This window comes from Streptomyces griseomycini, from assembly GCF_014203535.1.
GTDB lineage: Bacteria > Actinomycetota > Actinomycetes > Streptomycetales > Streptomycetaceae > Streptomyces > Streptomyces griseomycini.
In genome coordinates this window covers 514,636-529,556 of record NZ_JACHJI010000005.1, presented here as the reverse complement: position 1 = coordinate 529,556, position 14,921 = coordinate 514,636, and the positions used below count along the sequence as shown (strand labels likewise).

Sequence of the window (14,921 nt, the reverse complement as noted above, 5' to 3'; positions counted from 1 at the left end):
CGGCGGCGGCCATCAACGCCTGGCAGCCCACCGACAACGCCTCATGCCGAACGCGCCCTGGCGGCCCGGACCTGAGCCACTGCCGCACCGGTCAGGAACGAGCCGGGGACGCCTGCGCTCGCTCCTCCTCGATGCCCAACAGGTTCAGGAAGGCGGCGGCCGCCGGGGTGCGGCCCTCCCGGCCCCAGATCACGTACTCGGCGCGGGCCGGTGCGTCCGTGACCTCGATCGTGGCCACACCGGCGAGGCCCTCGACGTACGCGGGCGGGAGCAGGGCCACGCCCAGGCCCGCGCCGACCAGACGGGTCAGGTAGTCCGCGTTGGTCACCTCGAAGGCGACCTCGCGGGTGAGGCCGGCGGCGGTGAAGGCCAGATCGGACTGGGCCCGGCCGGCGGTCTTCGCCGGGAGGTCCACGAACACCTCCGAGGACAGCCGGCGGAGGTCGACCGAGGTCTCGCCGGCGAGCGGGTGGTCCGGGGAGACCACGGCGACCAGCCGCTCCCGGGCCAGCTCCCGGGCCATGACGCCCCGGGGACGGGCCGTGACCGGGATGCCGAGGAAGGCCACCTCGATCTCGCCCTGCCTGACCCGCTCGACGAGTTCGTCGCTCGCTCCCACACTGAGGCTGATCCGGACCTTCGGATGACGCTGGTGAAACTCCCTGAGCACGGTGGGAACGTCCACGGCGGCGACGCTGGGGATCAGTCCCAGCGCGAGGCGTCCGCGCACCTCCCCGACCACGGCCGCGACTTCGGCGGCGGCCCGCTCCGCCGCGTCCAGGCACTGCCGGGCGGCGGGCAGGAAGGCCGCGCCCGCCGCGGTCAGCCGGACCCGGCGACTGGTGCGTTCGAAGAGCCTCGCACCCAGTTCCTTCTCCAAGCGCGCGATCTGGTGGCTGAGTGCGGACTGCACCACCAGGCAGCGCTGGGCCGCCCTCGTAAAGCTGTTCGTCTCGGCCACAGCGATCACGTAACGCATCTGCTGGAGCTCCACGGATCCATCGTGATACGAGATGCATCGCTTGACAAGCATGTGTTGGACTCATTGATATTCCCGGCCCGACACTGGTGACGACCGCACACGGCAGGAGCGTCCTCGGGCCGATTCCGCCGGGCGGGCCCCCGGTCGGGCTCCTCCGGCACGTCCGCGAGCCGCACCGCCGCAACCTCCTCCTCCCTGCCTCCCGCGCCTGGGCGCACCCCGCCGAGGCACGCCTGCGCGCGCCCACGCGCCCGTGACACCGAAAGGACGAACGACCACCATGAGCACCGCGCCAGTGCGTTCCGAGACGACCATCGCCGACTTCTGGGGGGACCCCCGCTGCCCCTGGGCATGGATCACCTCACGCTGGATGCTGGAGGTGGAGCAGGTCCGGCCGTTGGAGACCCGTTTCCACGTCATGAGCCTGTCGGTCCTCAACGAGGGCCGCGAAGTCCCGGAGAAGTACCGCCAGGGCATGACCGACGGCTGGGCCTGCGTGCGCGTGTGCGTCGCGGCACAACAGCAGCACGGCAGCGAGGTGCTGCGCCCCCTCTACAACGCCATGGGCCGTCTGATCCACCACGAGAAGGCCGGGCTCGGCCACGACATGATCCGCGCCGCCCTGGAGGAGGCGGGTCTGCCCGCCGACCTCGTCGAGGCCGCGGAGAACACATCCTGGGACGAGAAGCTGCGGGCCGAGCACCACGAGGGGATGGACCCGGTCGGCTCCGATGTCGGCGCCCCCGTGATCCACGTGCCCGGCCCGGACGGAGAGCCGCTGGCGTTCTTCGGCCCCGTGCTCACCCCCGCCCCTCGGGGCGAAGCGGCCGGAAAGCTCTGGGACGGCGTGCTGGCGGTGGCGGGCACCGACGGCTTCTTCGAGCTGAAGCGTGGCCGCGACCGCGACCCGATCTTCGACTGAGCCGGCCGGACGAACGTCGGGGCCGCGGTGATTCCCTCAGGATGCGAGGCGAGATGAAGAGCAGACAGAACGTACTCACGGCGGCCCTGACCGGCCTGGCGCCGGCAGTCTGGGGCAGCACCTACCTGGTGACCACCGAACTGCTGCCACCGGACCGGCCGTTCCTGGCGACCACCATGCGGGCCCTGCCCGGCGGCCTGTTCCTGCTGGCCCTCGGCCGGCGGCTTCCTGTCAGCTTCTGGTGGTGGCGCGCGCTGGTGCTGGGCGTTCTGAACATCGGCGCATTCAACTTCCTGCTCTTCGTCGCGGCCTACCGACTGCCAGGCGGCATCGCCGCCATGATCATGTCGGCACAGCCCATGTTCGTCCTGGTCCTCGCCGCCCTCTTCCTCGGCGAGAGGATCAGAGCCCTCCCCGCCCTGGCCTGTGTCATGGGCGCCGGAGGCGTGGTGCTGCTCGTCTTCAAGGGCACGGTGTCCCTCGACACCACGGGAGTCCTCGCCGCAGTCGGCGGAGCGCTGTGCATGGCCTCGGGCATCACCCTGACCAAGCGGTGGGGCCGACCCGAGGGCGTCAGCCTGCTCACGTTCACCGGATGGCAACTCACCGCAGGCGGCCTGGTCCTACTGCCGTTCTGGCTGTCGCTGGAAGACCTCCCCGACGGCCTCACCGGTGCCAACGCCTTCGGGTTCGCCTACCTCATCATCCTGGGCGCGGTCCTGAGCTACATCGTCTGGTTCCGGGGCATCGAACGCCTGCCGGCCGCGGCGGTCTCCTTCCTCGCGCTGGGCAGCCCGGTCGTGGCGGCGCTGCTGGGCTACCTCGTCAAGGACCAGCTGCTGTCCGCCCTCCAGATCGTCGGCATGGGCGTCGTCTTCCTGGCGATCCTGCTCGGCCAGCCCCGCCCGCCCAGGAAGGAGTCCGAGGAGACCTCCCCGGCCGCACCCCGCACCACCGCCTCGCACCTCCCCGACCAACCCGCTCTGCAACAGGAACGCAGCGGATAACGGCGGGTGCCACGCGCTCATCTGCACTGGTTCCGTCGGCTGCGGATCCGTCGGGAGATTCGCGATGGCATCCGCGAAGCGTTCCTCAGGCTCGGATGCGCACCGACCTGCTGGAGACGGCTCACGTCAGCGCGTCGGTCGTCTCAGAAGGGGGGCCAGCCCGATCCGGGTGGAGGAGTGGGATCGGTCCGCTTCCCCCCGCGCATCTCCAGCGGCCAGCGCTGGTCGATGGCGACCACGGTCTCCTTGCAGGCTTCGCAGGCATTGGGCCACTCCGGCACCCACAGGTAAGGAGAAGCAGACAGACTGTCATGCGCTATGCCGCACAGGGTTGCGCCGAAATCCGAATAGGCGTGAGCCACGTCGTAGGCATGGGCCACGGCCTCGGGCAGCTCCGGTGATTCCGCCCGCTCCCAGCGCCCGTGCACAGGCTGGTACTGCGGCCGTGAGACCTCACGGGAATCACGCCCCAGCTCAGTCCATGCGTAGCACCAGGAGCAGAACCATCGTTCCCGCACCGGCGGGTGCCGTCTCATCCGCGGTTCCGCTACCGGCATCCGCCGCATTTCGTGTCCACACACGTCACAGGTCACAGGTCACATTGTCGATCCTTCCATGGCCGACAGGATCCTCGACCACCTCGCACCGCTGCTGGCCGTCTCCCCGACCCGCCGGCCATGCAAGGACACCGTCTACGTCGTCGACGGCACCCTGGTGCCCACCCGCGACCGCAACCATCGCGTCCTCGGGAAAGAACTGCCGGTACCTGACCAACCTGCAGGTCGTCATCGATGCCGACAGTCGCCCGGTCGTGGCCATCGGCATCCCGCCGCCCGGCAGTCGCGACGGCTGCCGGACGTTCGCAGAGTCCGGCGTCGATCGGTCCTGCCGCGGAGCTCCGACCGTCACCGGCGGCGGCCACCAAGGCACCGGCCTCCTCACCCCGCACCGCGAACCACGAGGCCAGATCCGCCTCGGCCCAGAGCAGGAAGCAGAGAACGCCGTCCCTCACCGGGCCCGTGCACGGGGCGAGCACGTCCTGTCGCGGCTGAAGAACTGGAAGATCCTGCGGGATCACCGGCTCAAGGGCAACGGCGTTCACCAGGCCATGCTGAACACCGCCCGCCTGCACAGCCTCGCTCTGACCGGGTGAGGGGTCCTGGCGGCGGCGCCGTCCTCAGCCCAGCGTCAGATGAACCAGGTCGATCTCCTCGTCACGAGCCTGGGCGTAACAGCGGCTCTTCCCCGTGACGACGAAGCCGCACTTTTCCGGCACACGGATGGAGCCGGCGTTATCCGCGGCGGCGTCGGCGTGGAGCGGCCGGACGGACTCCAGCCCGATCAGTTCGGCAAGAGCAGCGGTGGCAATGCCCCGGCCCCAATGAGCTCGCCCGATGACATACGTGACCTCACGCTCCTGCGGCGGGCCGAAAACCGCGGCATGACCTGCCACAACGCCGTCAGCAAGAACGGTTCGCAGGATCACTGAAGGGTTGGAGCGCACCTTCGCCCAGTGCTGGTCGAAGTGCCCGCGGTCGTAGTGGTACTTCCTGGTCACAACTGCCATCTGCCGCAACTCGGGATCCGTCAACTGTTGCCAGAAGACCGGCAGGTCGCCGTCCTGAAGCTCGCGCAGGGATATGTCCACAGGCGCAGTCCCAGCCTCCACAAGGTCGGTACTCAGATGGCCGGCTCAGCCTAGACCCGGCCCACAGTTACGGGAAAACGTTTATTCGTACGAGTCGATGCTGATCGAGTAACCGGCACCGGTGCTGAGGTCAGGGCGGCTTCCACGGCCCTCTTCCGCGAGAAGTCCTGCGGTGAGGAAGACGATCTGCAGGCTCATGGTCTCTTTGACGAAGCGCAGGTCGTCGGGCAGGGCATCGGGGTCTGGGCTCCATCCGCCCTGTTGTGCTGCTGTCCGGTAATGCGCTGCCACTTCGGCCCGTGTGCCGGGAAAGGCGTACGTCCGCTCGGCGTACACCACGACGTCGCCGCTGTCCGCCCAGCAGCCGGCGTCGACCTTCTCGAAGCCCCGGGCGACGGTGGCCTCGTCGGGCCGGGAGTCAAGGATGTCGAGCGCCGCCATCTCCTCGACCCGGGCGTCGGTTCCCTCGCAGTCCCGGGCGAGATCCGCCAGCGTGCAACCGGTGAGCGCAGAGGCCACGAACGCGGTCGCCAGGAAGAGGGATATCGGTCGAGTACCTGCTGTTCGCAAGGACAAAACGGGCTCCAGGGAGTGGGTCGGGGCAGCGGACGGGCCGTCGTCGGGCAAAAAGCCATCGGGCCGGCTCCGGAGAGGTCACGGCCCGGTTCTACCAGAAGCCACCACCCTCGCACCGCTTCTGACGTGAGCGGGACACTTTGACCACACTGAGCCCTTTCCACCTCGCACTGAAGCTGCGGGGTGGAGCGTCTGGACGAAAATTCTTTGCGGTCAAGGGCGGTGATCGTCCTACGGTTGCTTCCCGTGACCATCGAGATGCCCTACCGGCCACTTCCGATCGACCAGTCGGACGTGCGCTACGTCCACGGACCCGATTCCGCTCCGCAGCAGGGCGTGCCTGCCGGCGAGACGGTTGCGTTCGAGTGGAGGGACAGCAAGGTCTACCCGGGGACCTTCCGGAAGTTCTGGGTCCACGTGCCTGCACGGTATGACCCAGCAAAACCGGCATCCTTGATGGTGTTCCAGGACGGATGGTGGTACCTGGACCCCGCAGGGGAGGTACGCGGCGCGGTCGTCCTGGACAACCTCACTCACCGCGGCGACATCCCCGTCGTCATCGGCGTGTTCGTCGATCCCGGCGTCTTCCCCGGTGCGGAGAGGCCGAAGAACCGCAACAACGAGTACGACGCCTTCGACGACCAGTACGTCACCTTCCTCCTCACCGAGATCATCCCGCAGGTCGCGGAGCGGTACACCATCGCCCAGTCACCCGACCAGTGGGGCATCTGCGGCGGGAGCAGCGGCGGCAACTGTGCCTTCACCGCCGCGTGGCTGCGTCCGGACAGGTTCCGCCGCGTCATCGGATACCTGTCCAGTTTCACGCAGATGCCGGGCGGCAACCCCTACCCGGACCTCATCTCCCGCGTCCCCCGCAAGCCGCTGCGCGTCTTCATGCAAAGCGGCCACCGCGACCTGCACTGGAATGAGCCGCAGCGGAACTGGCTCGCCGAAAACCTGCGGGTGGCAGCCGCTCTCGCTGAAGCGGGCTACGATTTCCGCCTTGTCCTGGGAGACGGCGGACACAGCCCCAACCACGGCGGTGTCCTGCTGCCGGACGCTCTGCGCTGGCTGTGGCGGCCCAACGAGGATTGATCGGTACACGCGTCATCCGACCTCGCGCCGGCCGCGGCGAGGGGAGCTGCACCCTGGTCACATGAAGGTGTGAAGCTCCTGGCAGGCGAGTCCACAACCAAGACCACCCGCTTGACCAGGAGCATCGTCGTGCTCGCCTCCCCGTCCGCGGTCGACCTGTCCAGCTCACACTTGCGCTTCCTGACCGGTCGGATCGCCGAGCGCCGCCGACAGGTCGGCGCCCGCCGGCGGCGCCTCCCCCGAACCGGCAGGTCCTGCTCGTCCTGGCCCACCTGCGCTGCGGTGACACCTGCGCTCAGCCGGCGGCCTCCTCCGGCACAGGTGTGACCACGGTCTACCGCCACGTCCGCGAGGCCGTGGACCTCCTGGCCGCGCTGGTTCCCACGCTTCGGCAGACCCTCAAACACGCGGCAGTCAAGGCGTTCGTGATCCTGGACGGCACCCTCTCGACCCTTGACCGGATCGCCGCCGACCGGCACCTCTCCTCGGGCAGGCACCGCAGGCACGGGAGGAATGTCCCAAGTCCTCGCCGACCCGTTCGGCCGCCTGCTGTGGGCCTCCGCCGCACTGCCCGGCGCCGCGCACGACATCAAGGCGGCCCGCGCCCGCGGCGTCATCGACGCCTTGGCCGAGGTCGGCCTGGTTCGCTACGGCGACAAGGGCTACCAGGGCGCTGGTGGCACCTTCTAGGACCCGGTTCACTGGACGAATGACGGCGGAGGCCGCCAGTTGGTGACCTGTGAGGGCAGCTACGAGCACCGGGAGCTGCGCCTGCACCGTGACGGCCTGATCTACCCCGTGAGCGTGGACGGCATCCACCACGACTTGTCCGCGGCCCGGCACATTCTGTCGACACTCAGGCCGGCGACCGACGCCGAACTCACCGACCTGCTGACGTGGTGATGAGAATGCATGGGGCACAGGCACGTCCGGGATGCCGCCTGCATCGCGCTCGCCCCACCTCGACGCCGCGGGGTCGCGCCGGTGAACAGTTCTTCCAGCATTGCACGGCGCGGGGCATTGCGGCCGGTCGGCTCGGTGTCGTTGTGGTGGGCCGGTTGCTGTTGCCGAGCGGTCCGGCCGGCTGGGTGGTCCGGCCGGTCCGGGGCCGTCCCACCGAGCCGCTCAGGCCGCGGCTCTGGTTCCGGCGTCGCGTGGTGAGGGGGCGCGTCCAAGTGAGGTCACCAGGAGTGCGCCCAGCGCCAGCGCGCCGCCCAGCCACAGTACCGACCGGGTGCCGAAGCCGTCCGCCATCCGGCCGCCCGCGAAGGCTCCCAGGGCGATGGCTGCGTTGAACACGCCCACGAACAGGGAGGTCACGCCCTCCCGCATGCTGGGGGCGGCCAGGGCCAGCCAGGCCTGGGTGCTCACCGACACACCGCCGTAGGCCAGACCCCACGCCACCAGCAGGATCGCCACACCCGTCACGGACAGCCCGAGCAACGGCACGAGCAGAACGGAGGCGGCCAGCGTGCCGCTGATCAGGAGCAGGGTGCCGCGCACCGACCGGCCCACCCGGGCACCGACCGCGAAGTTGCCCATGATGCCGACGATGCCGTAGATGAGCAGCAACGTGCCGATCATCGACGCCCCGACGCCCGAGACCTCCTCCAGGACCGGCCGCACGTAGGTGTACGCGGCGAAGTGGCCGGTCACCAGCAGGGCCACCACCGCGAGCCCGGTGGCCACCCGGGGGTTGCTGAGCAGCCGCAGCACACCGCCCAGCGCGACCGCCTCCTCGGCGGGCAGCGGCGGCAGCAGCACGGCCATGGCCACGGCCACGAGCAGCGCCAGCCCGGCCACGGAGTAGAACGCCTCGCGCCAGCCCGCCAGTTCACCGATGTACGCACCGGCCGGCACGCCCACCACCGAGGCGACGGCGATACCGCTGAAGATCACGGAGGTCGCCGGACCGGTCGACCTGGCCGCGACCAGCCGCACCGCCAGACCGCCGGCGAGCGCCCAGACACCGCCCATCCCGATGCCGACCAGCACCCGGGCCACCATCATCATCGCGAAGTTCGGCGCCCATGCGGCGACCACGTTGGCCGCCGCCACCAGCACCATCAAGGAGCACAGGACCACGCGTCGGTCGATACGGCCCATCACCGCGGTGATCAGCGGCGCGGAGACCGCCCCGACCAGACCGGTGACGGTCAGTGTCAGACCGGCCGTGCCCTCGCTCACCTCCAGCGAACCGCTGATGGGGGTGAGCAGGCCCACCGGCAGCATCTCGGACGTCACCACGGTGAAGGTGCCGGCCGCCACGGCCACCACCGCGGGCCACCCGCTCCTCGGGGATCTCCCCGGTGCGGGCGCGGCCACGGACAGGTCATCAACTTCTGCCATGGCCCCAAGCCAACTGCCCCGCCGCAGCCGGAACAAGCACGGAGTTCTCATGCTTCCATGAGGTGGGCTAATCGAACGACGGCGCGGACAGAGTGCAGCCCGCACCGGACCGCACCAGGCAGGAGGGAGCTGCACCATGGCGGTGGCCGGACCAGGTACCACCGGCGGACAGCGGGCAGCAGTGGGCACGGTGGAGATCCGTGAGCTGGAATGCTTCCTGGTCCTCGCCGAGGAACTGCACTTCGGACGGACCGGCGAACGGCTGTACGTGTCCCAGAGCCGCGTCAGCCAGTTGATCCGCTCCCTGGAGCAGCGCATCGGGGCCCGTCTGGTGGACCGCACCAGTCGCCGGGTGCGCCTCACCCGGCTCGGCGAGGACTTCCTCACCGCCCTCCGCCCCGCCTACACCGCCCTGCGCGACACCGTCGACAACGCCCGCGCGGCGGCCTCCGGACTCAGCGGGCCGCTGCGCATCGGATTCCAGGGCGTCGTGGGATACGGATTCATGGACGTGATCGGCGAGTTCGAGGACCGATTCCCCGAGTCCGCCACCCGGATCGCCGAACTGCCGCTCTCCGACCCCTTCGGACCGCTGCACCGCGACGAAGTGGACATCGCCGTGGTACTGCTGCCGGTCGCGGAGCCGGCACTCGTACTCGGACCGGTCTTCTCCCGCCAGCCGCAGTACCTGGCGGTCTCCCGCAGGCATCCGTTCGCCGACCGGACAGGCCTGGACGCCGAGGACCTGGCCACCGCACCACTCGTCGGCATCGCCGCCCCGGCGCCGGACTACTGGCGCGAGGCGCAGGCACCCACCCGCACTCCCTCCGGCACTCCGATACCTCAGGGACCAGAAGTCAGCACTCTCCAGGAGGGCCTGTCACTGGTGGCGGCCAACCGGGGCGTGATGCTGCTGTGCCACCCCACCACCGAACACCATCAGCGCCGGGATGTGGCGTACGTGTCGGTGACCGGCCTCCCCGACTCCGCACTCGGCCTCGTCTGGCGCGGCGGCCGCGAGACCGCGTGGGTCCGCGCCTTCGCCGACGCGGTGGCCGACGCTCTGGACTGACGGTGGGCCAGGTCGCGGGCGACGGCGAGGCCCGGACCGGTGCCGCCGTGGTCGCGGCACCGGGCGTCACCCCCGGTCGCGTGCCCGCTCGACGCGCTGCTGCCCGGGGCAGTGGCCGCCGCGGTAACTGGCGGCGTCGTGTTCCAGGCGGACGAACCAGCTCTCGGCGCTCGCGCGGGAGGCCGGCCCGGACGCGTCGGCGACTTGCTGCCAGGATGTTCCTCGCTTGCGGGCGGCCCGGGTCAAGTCGTGCTCCAGGGCGTCCGCTGCCACCCGTGTCTCGTCAAGTTGGGTCAGCGTGGCCAGGACACCGTCAGCCGCCCGGTGCCGTCGGCGGCCGCGCGTACCGCGTGCATCGCGCGGACCGGGTCCAGCCAGTCGCAGCCGCCCCTGCACTCCGCCGGCAGCAGCACCTCGGCGTCCTGCGGCGCTGCTTCCGGGCCTCGGGGTCGGTCGTCGCCATGGCGGGCGGCCGGCCACCCGCCGGGCCGTGTCCGCGAGTCGCGGACGGTCACACCGGACTCAGGTGACGCACCGCCAAGTCGTCTCCGGCAGCAGCGAGTACACGGTGAACGGGGCGCTCACCCACTCACCGGGGTGGATCACAGCCTTCGACCCCCCGTAGTCCCGCTTCGACCACACACACCAGTCGTGCTGGGTTTTGTTCTGGGCTGTGCGGCCTCCGCCAGGAAGCCCGACGCGGCCGGTGTCGTCGGTGCCGTTGACGAACGATGCCATCGGACTGTCGTGAGGAGCGTCCTCCCACAGGCAGAAGTGGTCGGCGGTGCAGGTGGCGGCGGCACTGTCGGTCGCGGTCACGGGCACCAGGGCGAGGGCGGCTGCCGCGGCGAGGACGGCTCTGCGGAGCTTCGCGGCGGTCACGGTGAGAATGGCGGCACGCTCCTTCACTGCGTACGGGATGAACTAGTCGATCCTCACGGTCTGGTGCGATGTGCGGCAATCACCCAGAGGTGGGGTTCGCGTCCGGGTATGAGTGGACGACCGGCCCCGGCAAAGCTTCTGGACGTGGCGGTGGGTGATCAGACAGACGGCGAGGCCGAGGAAGGCTTCGTGGATGTCGTCGCGTCCCTCCCAGCGGACGCGCGGTCGGCGGAAGCCGTGCAGCCGGGAGATCGTCCGCTCTGCGACCCGGCGGAAGGTGCCCAGGCCGGTGCCGTGGGGCTGGCCGCGTTCGGCGATCACCGGACGTATGCCCCGCTAGCGAAGGAGCCGGCGGTACTTGTCGTGGTCGTGGTCGCGGTCGGCCGACGACTCCCGCGACCGCTGGGATCTTGTCGATCAGGGACAGCAGCTGGGTGACGTCGCCCGCGGTCGCCGCCGGTCAGCGAGACCGCGAGCGGGATGCTCTGGCCGTCGGTGAGGAGGTGGTGCTTGCTGCCCGGACGGGCGCGGTCGACCGGCCTGGGCGCGCTTTTGGGCCCCGCCGAGCCGCTCCGACGTGGGTGGGGGGTGCCCCCGGCGAAGCCAGGGGGAGAGTCGGTCACCGCCCGCGACCGGTCCAGCTGGTTCGTCGGACGGCGGTGAGGTGGGTGTCGGGGTCGTCCCGGACCAGCACGATCGGGTCGCCGAGCTGCTGGTGGACGGTCTGGACGAGGTCGCGGTAGTCCTTCCAGGAGACGCTTTTGCGTCCGTCGGGCCGGGCATCGGGGCAGGGCCGGCAGGTCAGCCGGGAAGGCTCCCCGGCCTTGTAGCAGACCAGGGCGGCGACCGATGGGCGGCGGCGGGAGCGGCCCCGGAGGCGGATCACGGGAGCGTGGCCGCGGCGGGACCGGGTGCGGGTGGTCGGCGGCGTCATCGAGAAGCCGGCCTCGTCCTCGGGGGCGAGCCGGGAGTCGAGCGCCGCCACGGTCCTTCCGCCTGGTGCCTGGTCCCCTTCACCCATCCGGCCACCACGTCCTCGTCCCGCTCGATCGCGCGGCGGGCGGGGACCCGGCGGCTCCAGCCGTGCCGCTTGAGCAGGGCGGCCACCCCTTGCACGGTGCAGCTCTTGTGGAACCGGCGCCCGATCAGCGTCCTGATCCGCGACAGGGTCCACGTCTGGTCCGGCCGGCCATGCGCCACCGGCCCCTTGAACAGCTCACGCTCCAGCACGGCGAACAGCTCGTCGCTCAGCAACGGCAGCGACGCCGGGCCCTTCGAGGCCAGAGCCCCCGGCCCTCCTGCGACCGGGCCTTGCGCCGGCGCTGCACCGACCGGACGCTGACCCGCAGATCATGGGCGATGACCGTGTCCTCGTCGCCGTGCCGGAACCGTTCGGCCGCCTCCATCCACGACTTCTCACGGAGACCCCGGCGCTCGCCGGCAGACCACCGCCCTGGGCATACCTCATGTACTCGGCGGACCGCAGGGATCCTGGGCCGTCAGCCCTCCGGCACCACGCTTTGAAGGTCAGTAATGAAGCCACCGCAACGGGACCGCCTACAGGCCGAACTCCGTGTGCTCGACGTCAGTGGCCCCGCTCAGAACAGTTCTAGGTCCTCGCCACTGGTGTCTGCGATGACAGGCCGGAACTGTGCGGGGAGGCCGTCCAGGCGGTCAGGGCCGGCCGCAGCGGCCACGGCAGGGGCCGTCTCGGTCAACCAGACGCGAAACCGCTCGGCGGCCTCGCGGTAGGGGACGCGCGCCAGGACGCGGTGTTCGCCGGAGGGGCAGAAGTCGACGGCGACGGTGAGCAGGCAGGAACGGGGCGTGTTCTGGCTGCCTGTCCAGGACACGCGCAGGACACCACAGGGCTTGCGTCCACGGGGGGCAGGGTGGGTCGGGCGCAGTGATCGGCAGGCTATGAAGGCGGTCCACGCGGCGAGGTGCGGCAGGGGCAGGGTGGTGCGTGCGCGGCAGCCGGGGCAGCGGTGCCAGTGGTGGAGCCAGGCGGCGGTGTCGGTGTGGAAGAGGCGTGTGTAGCGGTTCGCCACACGGATGTCGTTGCTGTACAGGTGGTCTGGGCGCTCTTGTGTGTTGCAGGACTGGCAGAGGGGGGCGCGGACGTAGCCGTGTTCGTGGCAGTGGTCGAGCACGGTGGCGGGCGCAGCGCGGCAGACGGCGCACGCCCACTCGGCCACCCTGCGGGAAGTACCGGGCTTCCTGCTGAGCGCCGAGTACAGCTGGCCTTCCAGCTCTTTGTGGTACGGGCGCAGTGAGGCGGTGGGGCTCTTGGGGTTCGTCGTCTGCCGACCGCCGGCGTTCTGGGTCTGCCGGGGGTGGGAGGGCGGGTCGGTGACGGCTGCGCTTTCCTGGCGGGTCCGCGCGGCTTGGACCCACTGCGTTTCGGCGTGCTCGGCCGCGTCCAGCAGCCTGACCACAGCGCGCGGCAGCCACCACGTGCGCTGTGTCCCGTCGCGGGTCCGCTCCACGAGTACCTGTCGCCAGTCGATCCCCGCCAGGTGGTACGGGCGGCCGACTTCACGTTGCGCCGCCCGCTCGGGGCCGCCCCGCTCCTGCAGCTCCCCCGTGATGCGCTGGCGCCAGCGCAGCGGCGTTTCCTCGTCGCACCCCTGTCTGGGCCCCCTGCGAAAGGGACCGATGCGGACCAGGTCCTGCCGGTCCATCCTCACCGCGTTCAGTTCCGCGGCCGCCCGGTGCACCTCGGCCTCCGGAACGCTCCACTGACCGCCGCTCGTCCTCACCGTCGCCACCACACGGCCGCCGAGCAAGACGTGCCCCGTCCGGGCACGGGCAGGAGAGCGGGTGAACGCCCCAGAAGCCGTCGGTACAGCACTGTCGGCCGTCAAATCGACCCACAGGGCATCTGCGGCAACCAGGGTGATCAGGCCGTCCCTACGACCGGGCATGACACGCTTTGACATACCGACAGGCTAATTGCGGCGTCCCGGTTCCGTGTCAGTCGGCCACCCGAGGACGCGCCGTCCCACGGCGGTGAAATTCGGTGTACACACCGCTCCGGTGTCAGCAGCGGACCGTCCCCCGTCCCCACCATGACCAGCAAAGAACACAACGGGCACCAGCCGACGGCGACCGACGACCTGCAACTGGCACAAAGCCAGCACATCGCACATGCCACCGGACTTCGCGACACCCTCCCGACTGCCAGAGCAACCCTGTGACAGCCGGCCTCCGCCCCCTGGGGGCAGCCCGCCGGGCGGCGCTGCGACCGGGGTCGGTGCGGACCGTTCAGGTCGTCACAGGGTGCGGCGGGCGGTGTCGGCGAGGTGGACGGTCGCGGTGATGCGCTTGCCGACCGGTTCCTGGTGGACGCAGAAGGTCTCGGATACCGCCACCACGAGTTCCAGGCCGTGCTGGCCGACGCGGTGGGGGTCGGCCGGCAGCACGGACGGCGGTGTTGTGCTGCTGTCCCAGACGCTCACCTGGACGGCACCGTCGGTGACTTCCAGGTCGAGCAGGCACGGGCCCGGGGCGTATTTACGGGCGTTGGTCACCAGCTCGCTCACCACCAACTCCACCATGCCGGCCGCGCGCAGTGACACCGGCACCCCGTGCACCGCTTGGAGGGAAGCGAGGAAGTCGCGGGCCAGGGTGCGGGCCTCAGCGATGTCCGCGGCGCCCTCGAACGCGGCGGCAACCCCTACACGAAGGCCACCAGGCGGCCCCTGGTCCCGATTCTGGGCAGCAGAAACCACAGGTCCGCCTCACTTCCGAAGCGCAGTCAGTTGCCCACCCCTCATGCCCGCAAAACCTCAGTACACTCCCCACCAAACGGCTACTTCCTGATCACGGTGCCATCACTTCCGGGTGTCAGATGCCGGAGCAGGCCACGGGGCTCCGGGGAGAGGCGTGGGCAGTGCAGGACCATGGAGCGGCACTGACAGCAACCCTGGTCCGTGGAAACGCCGTGGTGCGTTTACCGGCCGGACTCCAGGTGTTCGACGTCGGTGGACTCCGCTTCCAGGCCGTGGGCGCGGCGGCCGTCGCGGAAGCAGACCTCGCCGAGGGACTCTGCGGCGAGGGTGCGCAGCTGCTTTCGCTGGCGCCGGTGTCCTGGGCGAGTACGTCGAGCAGCCCCTGCAGGTCCCGGGTTCCCAGCGCCCGCTGGAACGACTCCGGCGCCGCTCGAGTCTCGCTCACGGAGACCATGTGCCGGGGGCGGCGGGCATCGACGTGCCGACGAGCGCGGTGCGCTGTCCGGCGGACGGCCGCGGCCGCACGGCGGGGCGCTGTGAGTGACGCGGCGCGTCCGGGACCTGCCTGTCCGCGTCGGTCGTGGGCTGACGCGGCACTCCGCCGGGCACCGCCGCAGCGCGACAGGAAAGGGCGGCACCATCCGGAACGACGAA

Annotated in this window: 16 protein-coding genes and 4 pseudogenes; 8 read left to right on the top strand and 12 right to left on the bottom strand. The window is 70.5% G+C overall.

What is annotated here, in order from left to right:
- Positions 1 to 91: 91 nt before the first annotated feature.
- Positions 92 to 1,033, bottom strand: a complete 942-nt coding sequence (locus FHS37_RS17030; RefSeq protein ID WP_184821951.1) for a LysR family transcriptional regulator — start codon at positions 1,031 to 1,033, stop codon at positions 92 to 94.
- 229 nt (positions 1,034 to 1,262) lie between these two features.
- Here FHS37_RS17030 and FHS37_RS17025 point away from each other — a divergent pair, with 229 nt between their 5' ends.
- From FHS37_RS17025 to FHS37_RS17015, 3 genes and pseudogenes are all read left to right on the top strand, one after another.
- Positions 1,263 to 1,904, top strand: coding sequence for a mycothiol-dependent nitroreductase Rv2466c family protein (locus FHS37_RS17025; RefSeq protein WP_184821949.1), 642 nt, complete (start codon positions 1,263 to 1,265; stop codon positions 1,902 to 1,904).
- A gap of 53 nt (positions 1,905 to 1,957) precedes the next feature.
- Entirely contained in the window at positions 1,958 to 2,911 is a 954-nt protein-coding gene (locus tag FHS37_RS17020; protein ID WP_184821947.1) for an EamA family transporter, read from the top strand.
- Between the two features lie 603 nt (positions 2,912 to 3,514).
- A pseudogene (locus FHS37_RS17015) lies at positions 3,515 to 4,064 on the top strand (transposase); the annotation flags it as partial.
- 24 nt (positions 4,065 to 4,088) lie between these two features.
- Here FHS37_RS17015 and FHS37_RS17010 read toward each other — a convergent pair.
- Positions 4,089 to 4,559: a GNAT family N-acetyltransferase gene (locus FHS37_RS17010; RefSeq protein ID WP_184821945.1), complete on the bottom strand. Its 471-nt coding sequence runs from the start codon at positions 4,557 to 4,559 to the stop codon at positions 4,089 to 4,091.
- 81 nt (positions 4,560 to 4,640) lie between these two features.
- On the bottom strand, positions 4,641 to 5,078 hold the full coding sequence (locus FHS37_RS17005) for a hypothetical protein (RefSeq protein ID WP_229890020.1): 438 nt from the start codon (positions 5,076 to 5,078) through the stop codon (positions 4,641 to 4,643).
- A 240-nt stretch (positions 5,079 to 5,318) separates the two neighbouring features.
- Here FHS37_RS17005 and FHS37_RS17000 point away from each other — a divergent pair, with 240 nt between their 5' ends.
- The 3 genes and pseudogenes from FHS37_RS17000 (at position 5,319) to FHS37_RS16990 (ending at position 7,133) form a co-directional block, all read left to right on the top strand.
- On the top strand, positions 5,319 to 6,230 hold the full coding sequence (locus FHS37_RS17000; RefSeq protein ID WP_229890019.1) for an alpha/beta hydrolase: 912 nt from the start codon (positions 5,319 to 5,321) through the stop codon (positions 6,228 to 6,230).
- A gap of 129 nt (positions 6,231 to 6,359) precedes the next feature.
- Positions 6,360 to 6,914 (top strand): annotated as a pseudogene (locus FHS37_RS39530) (transposase family protein); the annotation flags it as partial.
- Positions 6,915 to 6,959: 45 nt separating this feature from the next.
- On the top strand, positions 6,960 to 7,133 hold the full coding sequence (locus tag FHS37_RS16990) for a hypothetical protein (RefSeq protein ID WP_184821940.1): 174 nt from the start codon (positions 6,960 to 6,962) through the stop codon (positions 7,131 to 7,133).
- Positions 7,134 to 7,355: 222 nt separating this feature from the next.
- Here the strand turns inward: FHS37_RS16990 and FHS37_RS16985 are convergent, their stop codons facing one another.
- Positions 7,356 to 8,579, bottom strand: coding sequence for an MFS transporter (locus FHS37_RS16985; protein WP_184821938.1), 1,224 nt, complete (start codon positions 8,577 to 8,579; stop codon positions 7,356 to 7,358).
- A 181-nt stretch (positions 8,580 to 8,760) separates the two neighbouring features.
- On the opposite strand from FHS37_RS16985, the gene FHS37_RS16980 reads away from it, so the two are divergent.
- Positions 8,761 to 9,651, top strand: coding sequence for a LysR family transcriptional regulator (locus FHS37_RS16980; protein ID WP_184822179.1), 891 nt, complete (start codon positions 8,761 to 8,763; stop codon positions 9,649 to 9,651).
- A 66-nt stretch (positions 9,652 to 9,717) separates the two neighbouring features.
- Here FHS37_RS16980 and FHS37_RS16975 read toward each other — a convergent pair whose 3' ends face one another.
- The 6 genes and pseudogenes from FHS37_RS16975 to FHS37_RS16950 all read right to left on the bottom strand — a co-directional run bounded on the left by FHS37_RS16975 (position 9,718) and on the right by FHS37_RS16950 (position 13,475).
- The gene (locus FHS37_RS16975; RefSeq protein WP_184821936.1) at positions 9,718 to 9,924 is read right to left on the bottom strand and encodes a hypothetical protein; all 207 of its coding nucleotides are present in this window, start codon (positions 9,922 to 9,924) and stop codon (positions 9,718 to 9,720) included.
- 249 nt (positions 9,925 to 10,173) lie between these two features.
- On the bottom strand, positions 10,174 to 10,533 hold the full coding sequence (locus tag FHS37_RS16970; RefSeq protein WP_184821934.1) for a peptidase inhibitor family I36 protein: 360 nt from the start codon (positions 10,531 to 10,533) through the stop codon (positions 10,174 to 10,176).
- 132 nt (positions 10,534 to 10,665) lie between these two features.
- Positions 10,666 to 11,177: pseudogene (locus FHS37_RS16965) on the bottom strand (transposase); the annotation flags it as partial.
- Entirely contained in the window at positions 11,153 to 11,518 is a 366-nt protein-coding gene (locus tag FHS37_RS41305) for a transposase (protein ID WP_435883573.1), read from the bottom strand. The gene FHS37_RS41305 and the pseudogene FHS37_RS16965, both read right to left, overlap by 25 nt.
- Positions 11,464 to 11,787, bottom strand: a complete 324-nt coding sequence (locus tag FHS37_RS40765) for a helix-turn-helix domain-containing protein (protein WP_308439493.1) — start codon at positions 11,785 to 11,787, stop codon at positions 11,464 to 11,466. Before FHS37_RS40765 ends, FHS37_RS41305 begins: the two co-directional genes overlap by 55 nt.
- Before the next feature lie 344 nt (positions 11,788 to 12,131).
- Positions 12,132 to 13,475 (bottom strand): endonuclease domain-containing protein, encoded by a 1,344-nt coding sequence (locus FHS37_RS16950; RefSeq protein ID WP_184821932.1) that lies wholly within the window; start codon positions 13,473 to 13,475, stop codon positions 12,132 to 12,134.
- A 129-nt stretch (positions 13,476 to 13,604) separates the two neighbouring features.
- Between FHS37_RS16950 and FHS37_RS40505 the strand changes: the two genes are divergently transcribed.
- On the top strand, positions 13,605 to 13,733 hold the full coding sequence (locus FHS37_RS40505; RefSeq protein WP_268254595.1) for a hypothetical protein: 129 nt from the start codon (positions 13,605 to 13,607) through the stop codon (positions 13,731 to 13,733).
- A gap of 75 nt (positions 13,734 to 13,808) precedes the next feature.
- Here the strand turns inward: FHS37_RS40505 and FHS37_RS16945 are convergent, their stop codons facing one another.
- Together FHS37_RS16945 and FHS37_RS39525 are read right to left on the bottom strand one after the other, a co-directional pair.
- Positions 13,809 to 14,267 (bottom strand): ATP-binding protein, encoded by a 459-nt coding sequence (locus tag FHS37_RS16945; protein WP_184821930.1) that lies wholly within the window; start codon positions 14,265 to 14,267, stop codon positions 13,809 to 13,811.
- A gap of 355 nt (positions 14,268 to 14,622) precedes the next feature.
- Positions 14,623 to 14,793: pseudogene (locus FHS37_RS39525) on the bottom strand (RNA polymerase subunit sigma-24); the annotation flags it as partial.
- Positions 14,794 to 14,921 lie beyond the last annotated feature (128 nt).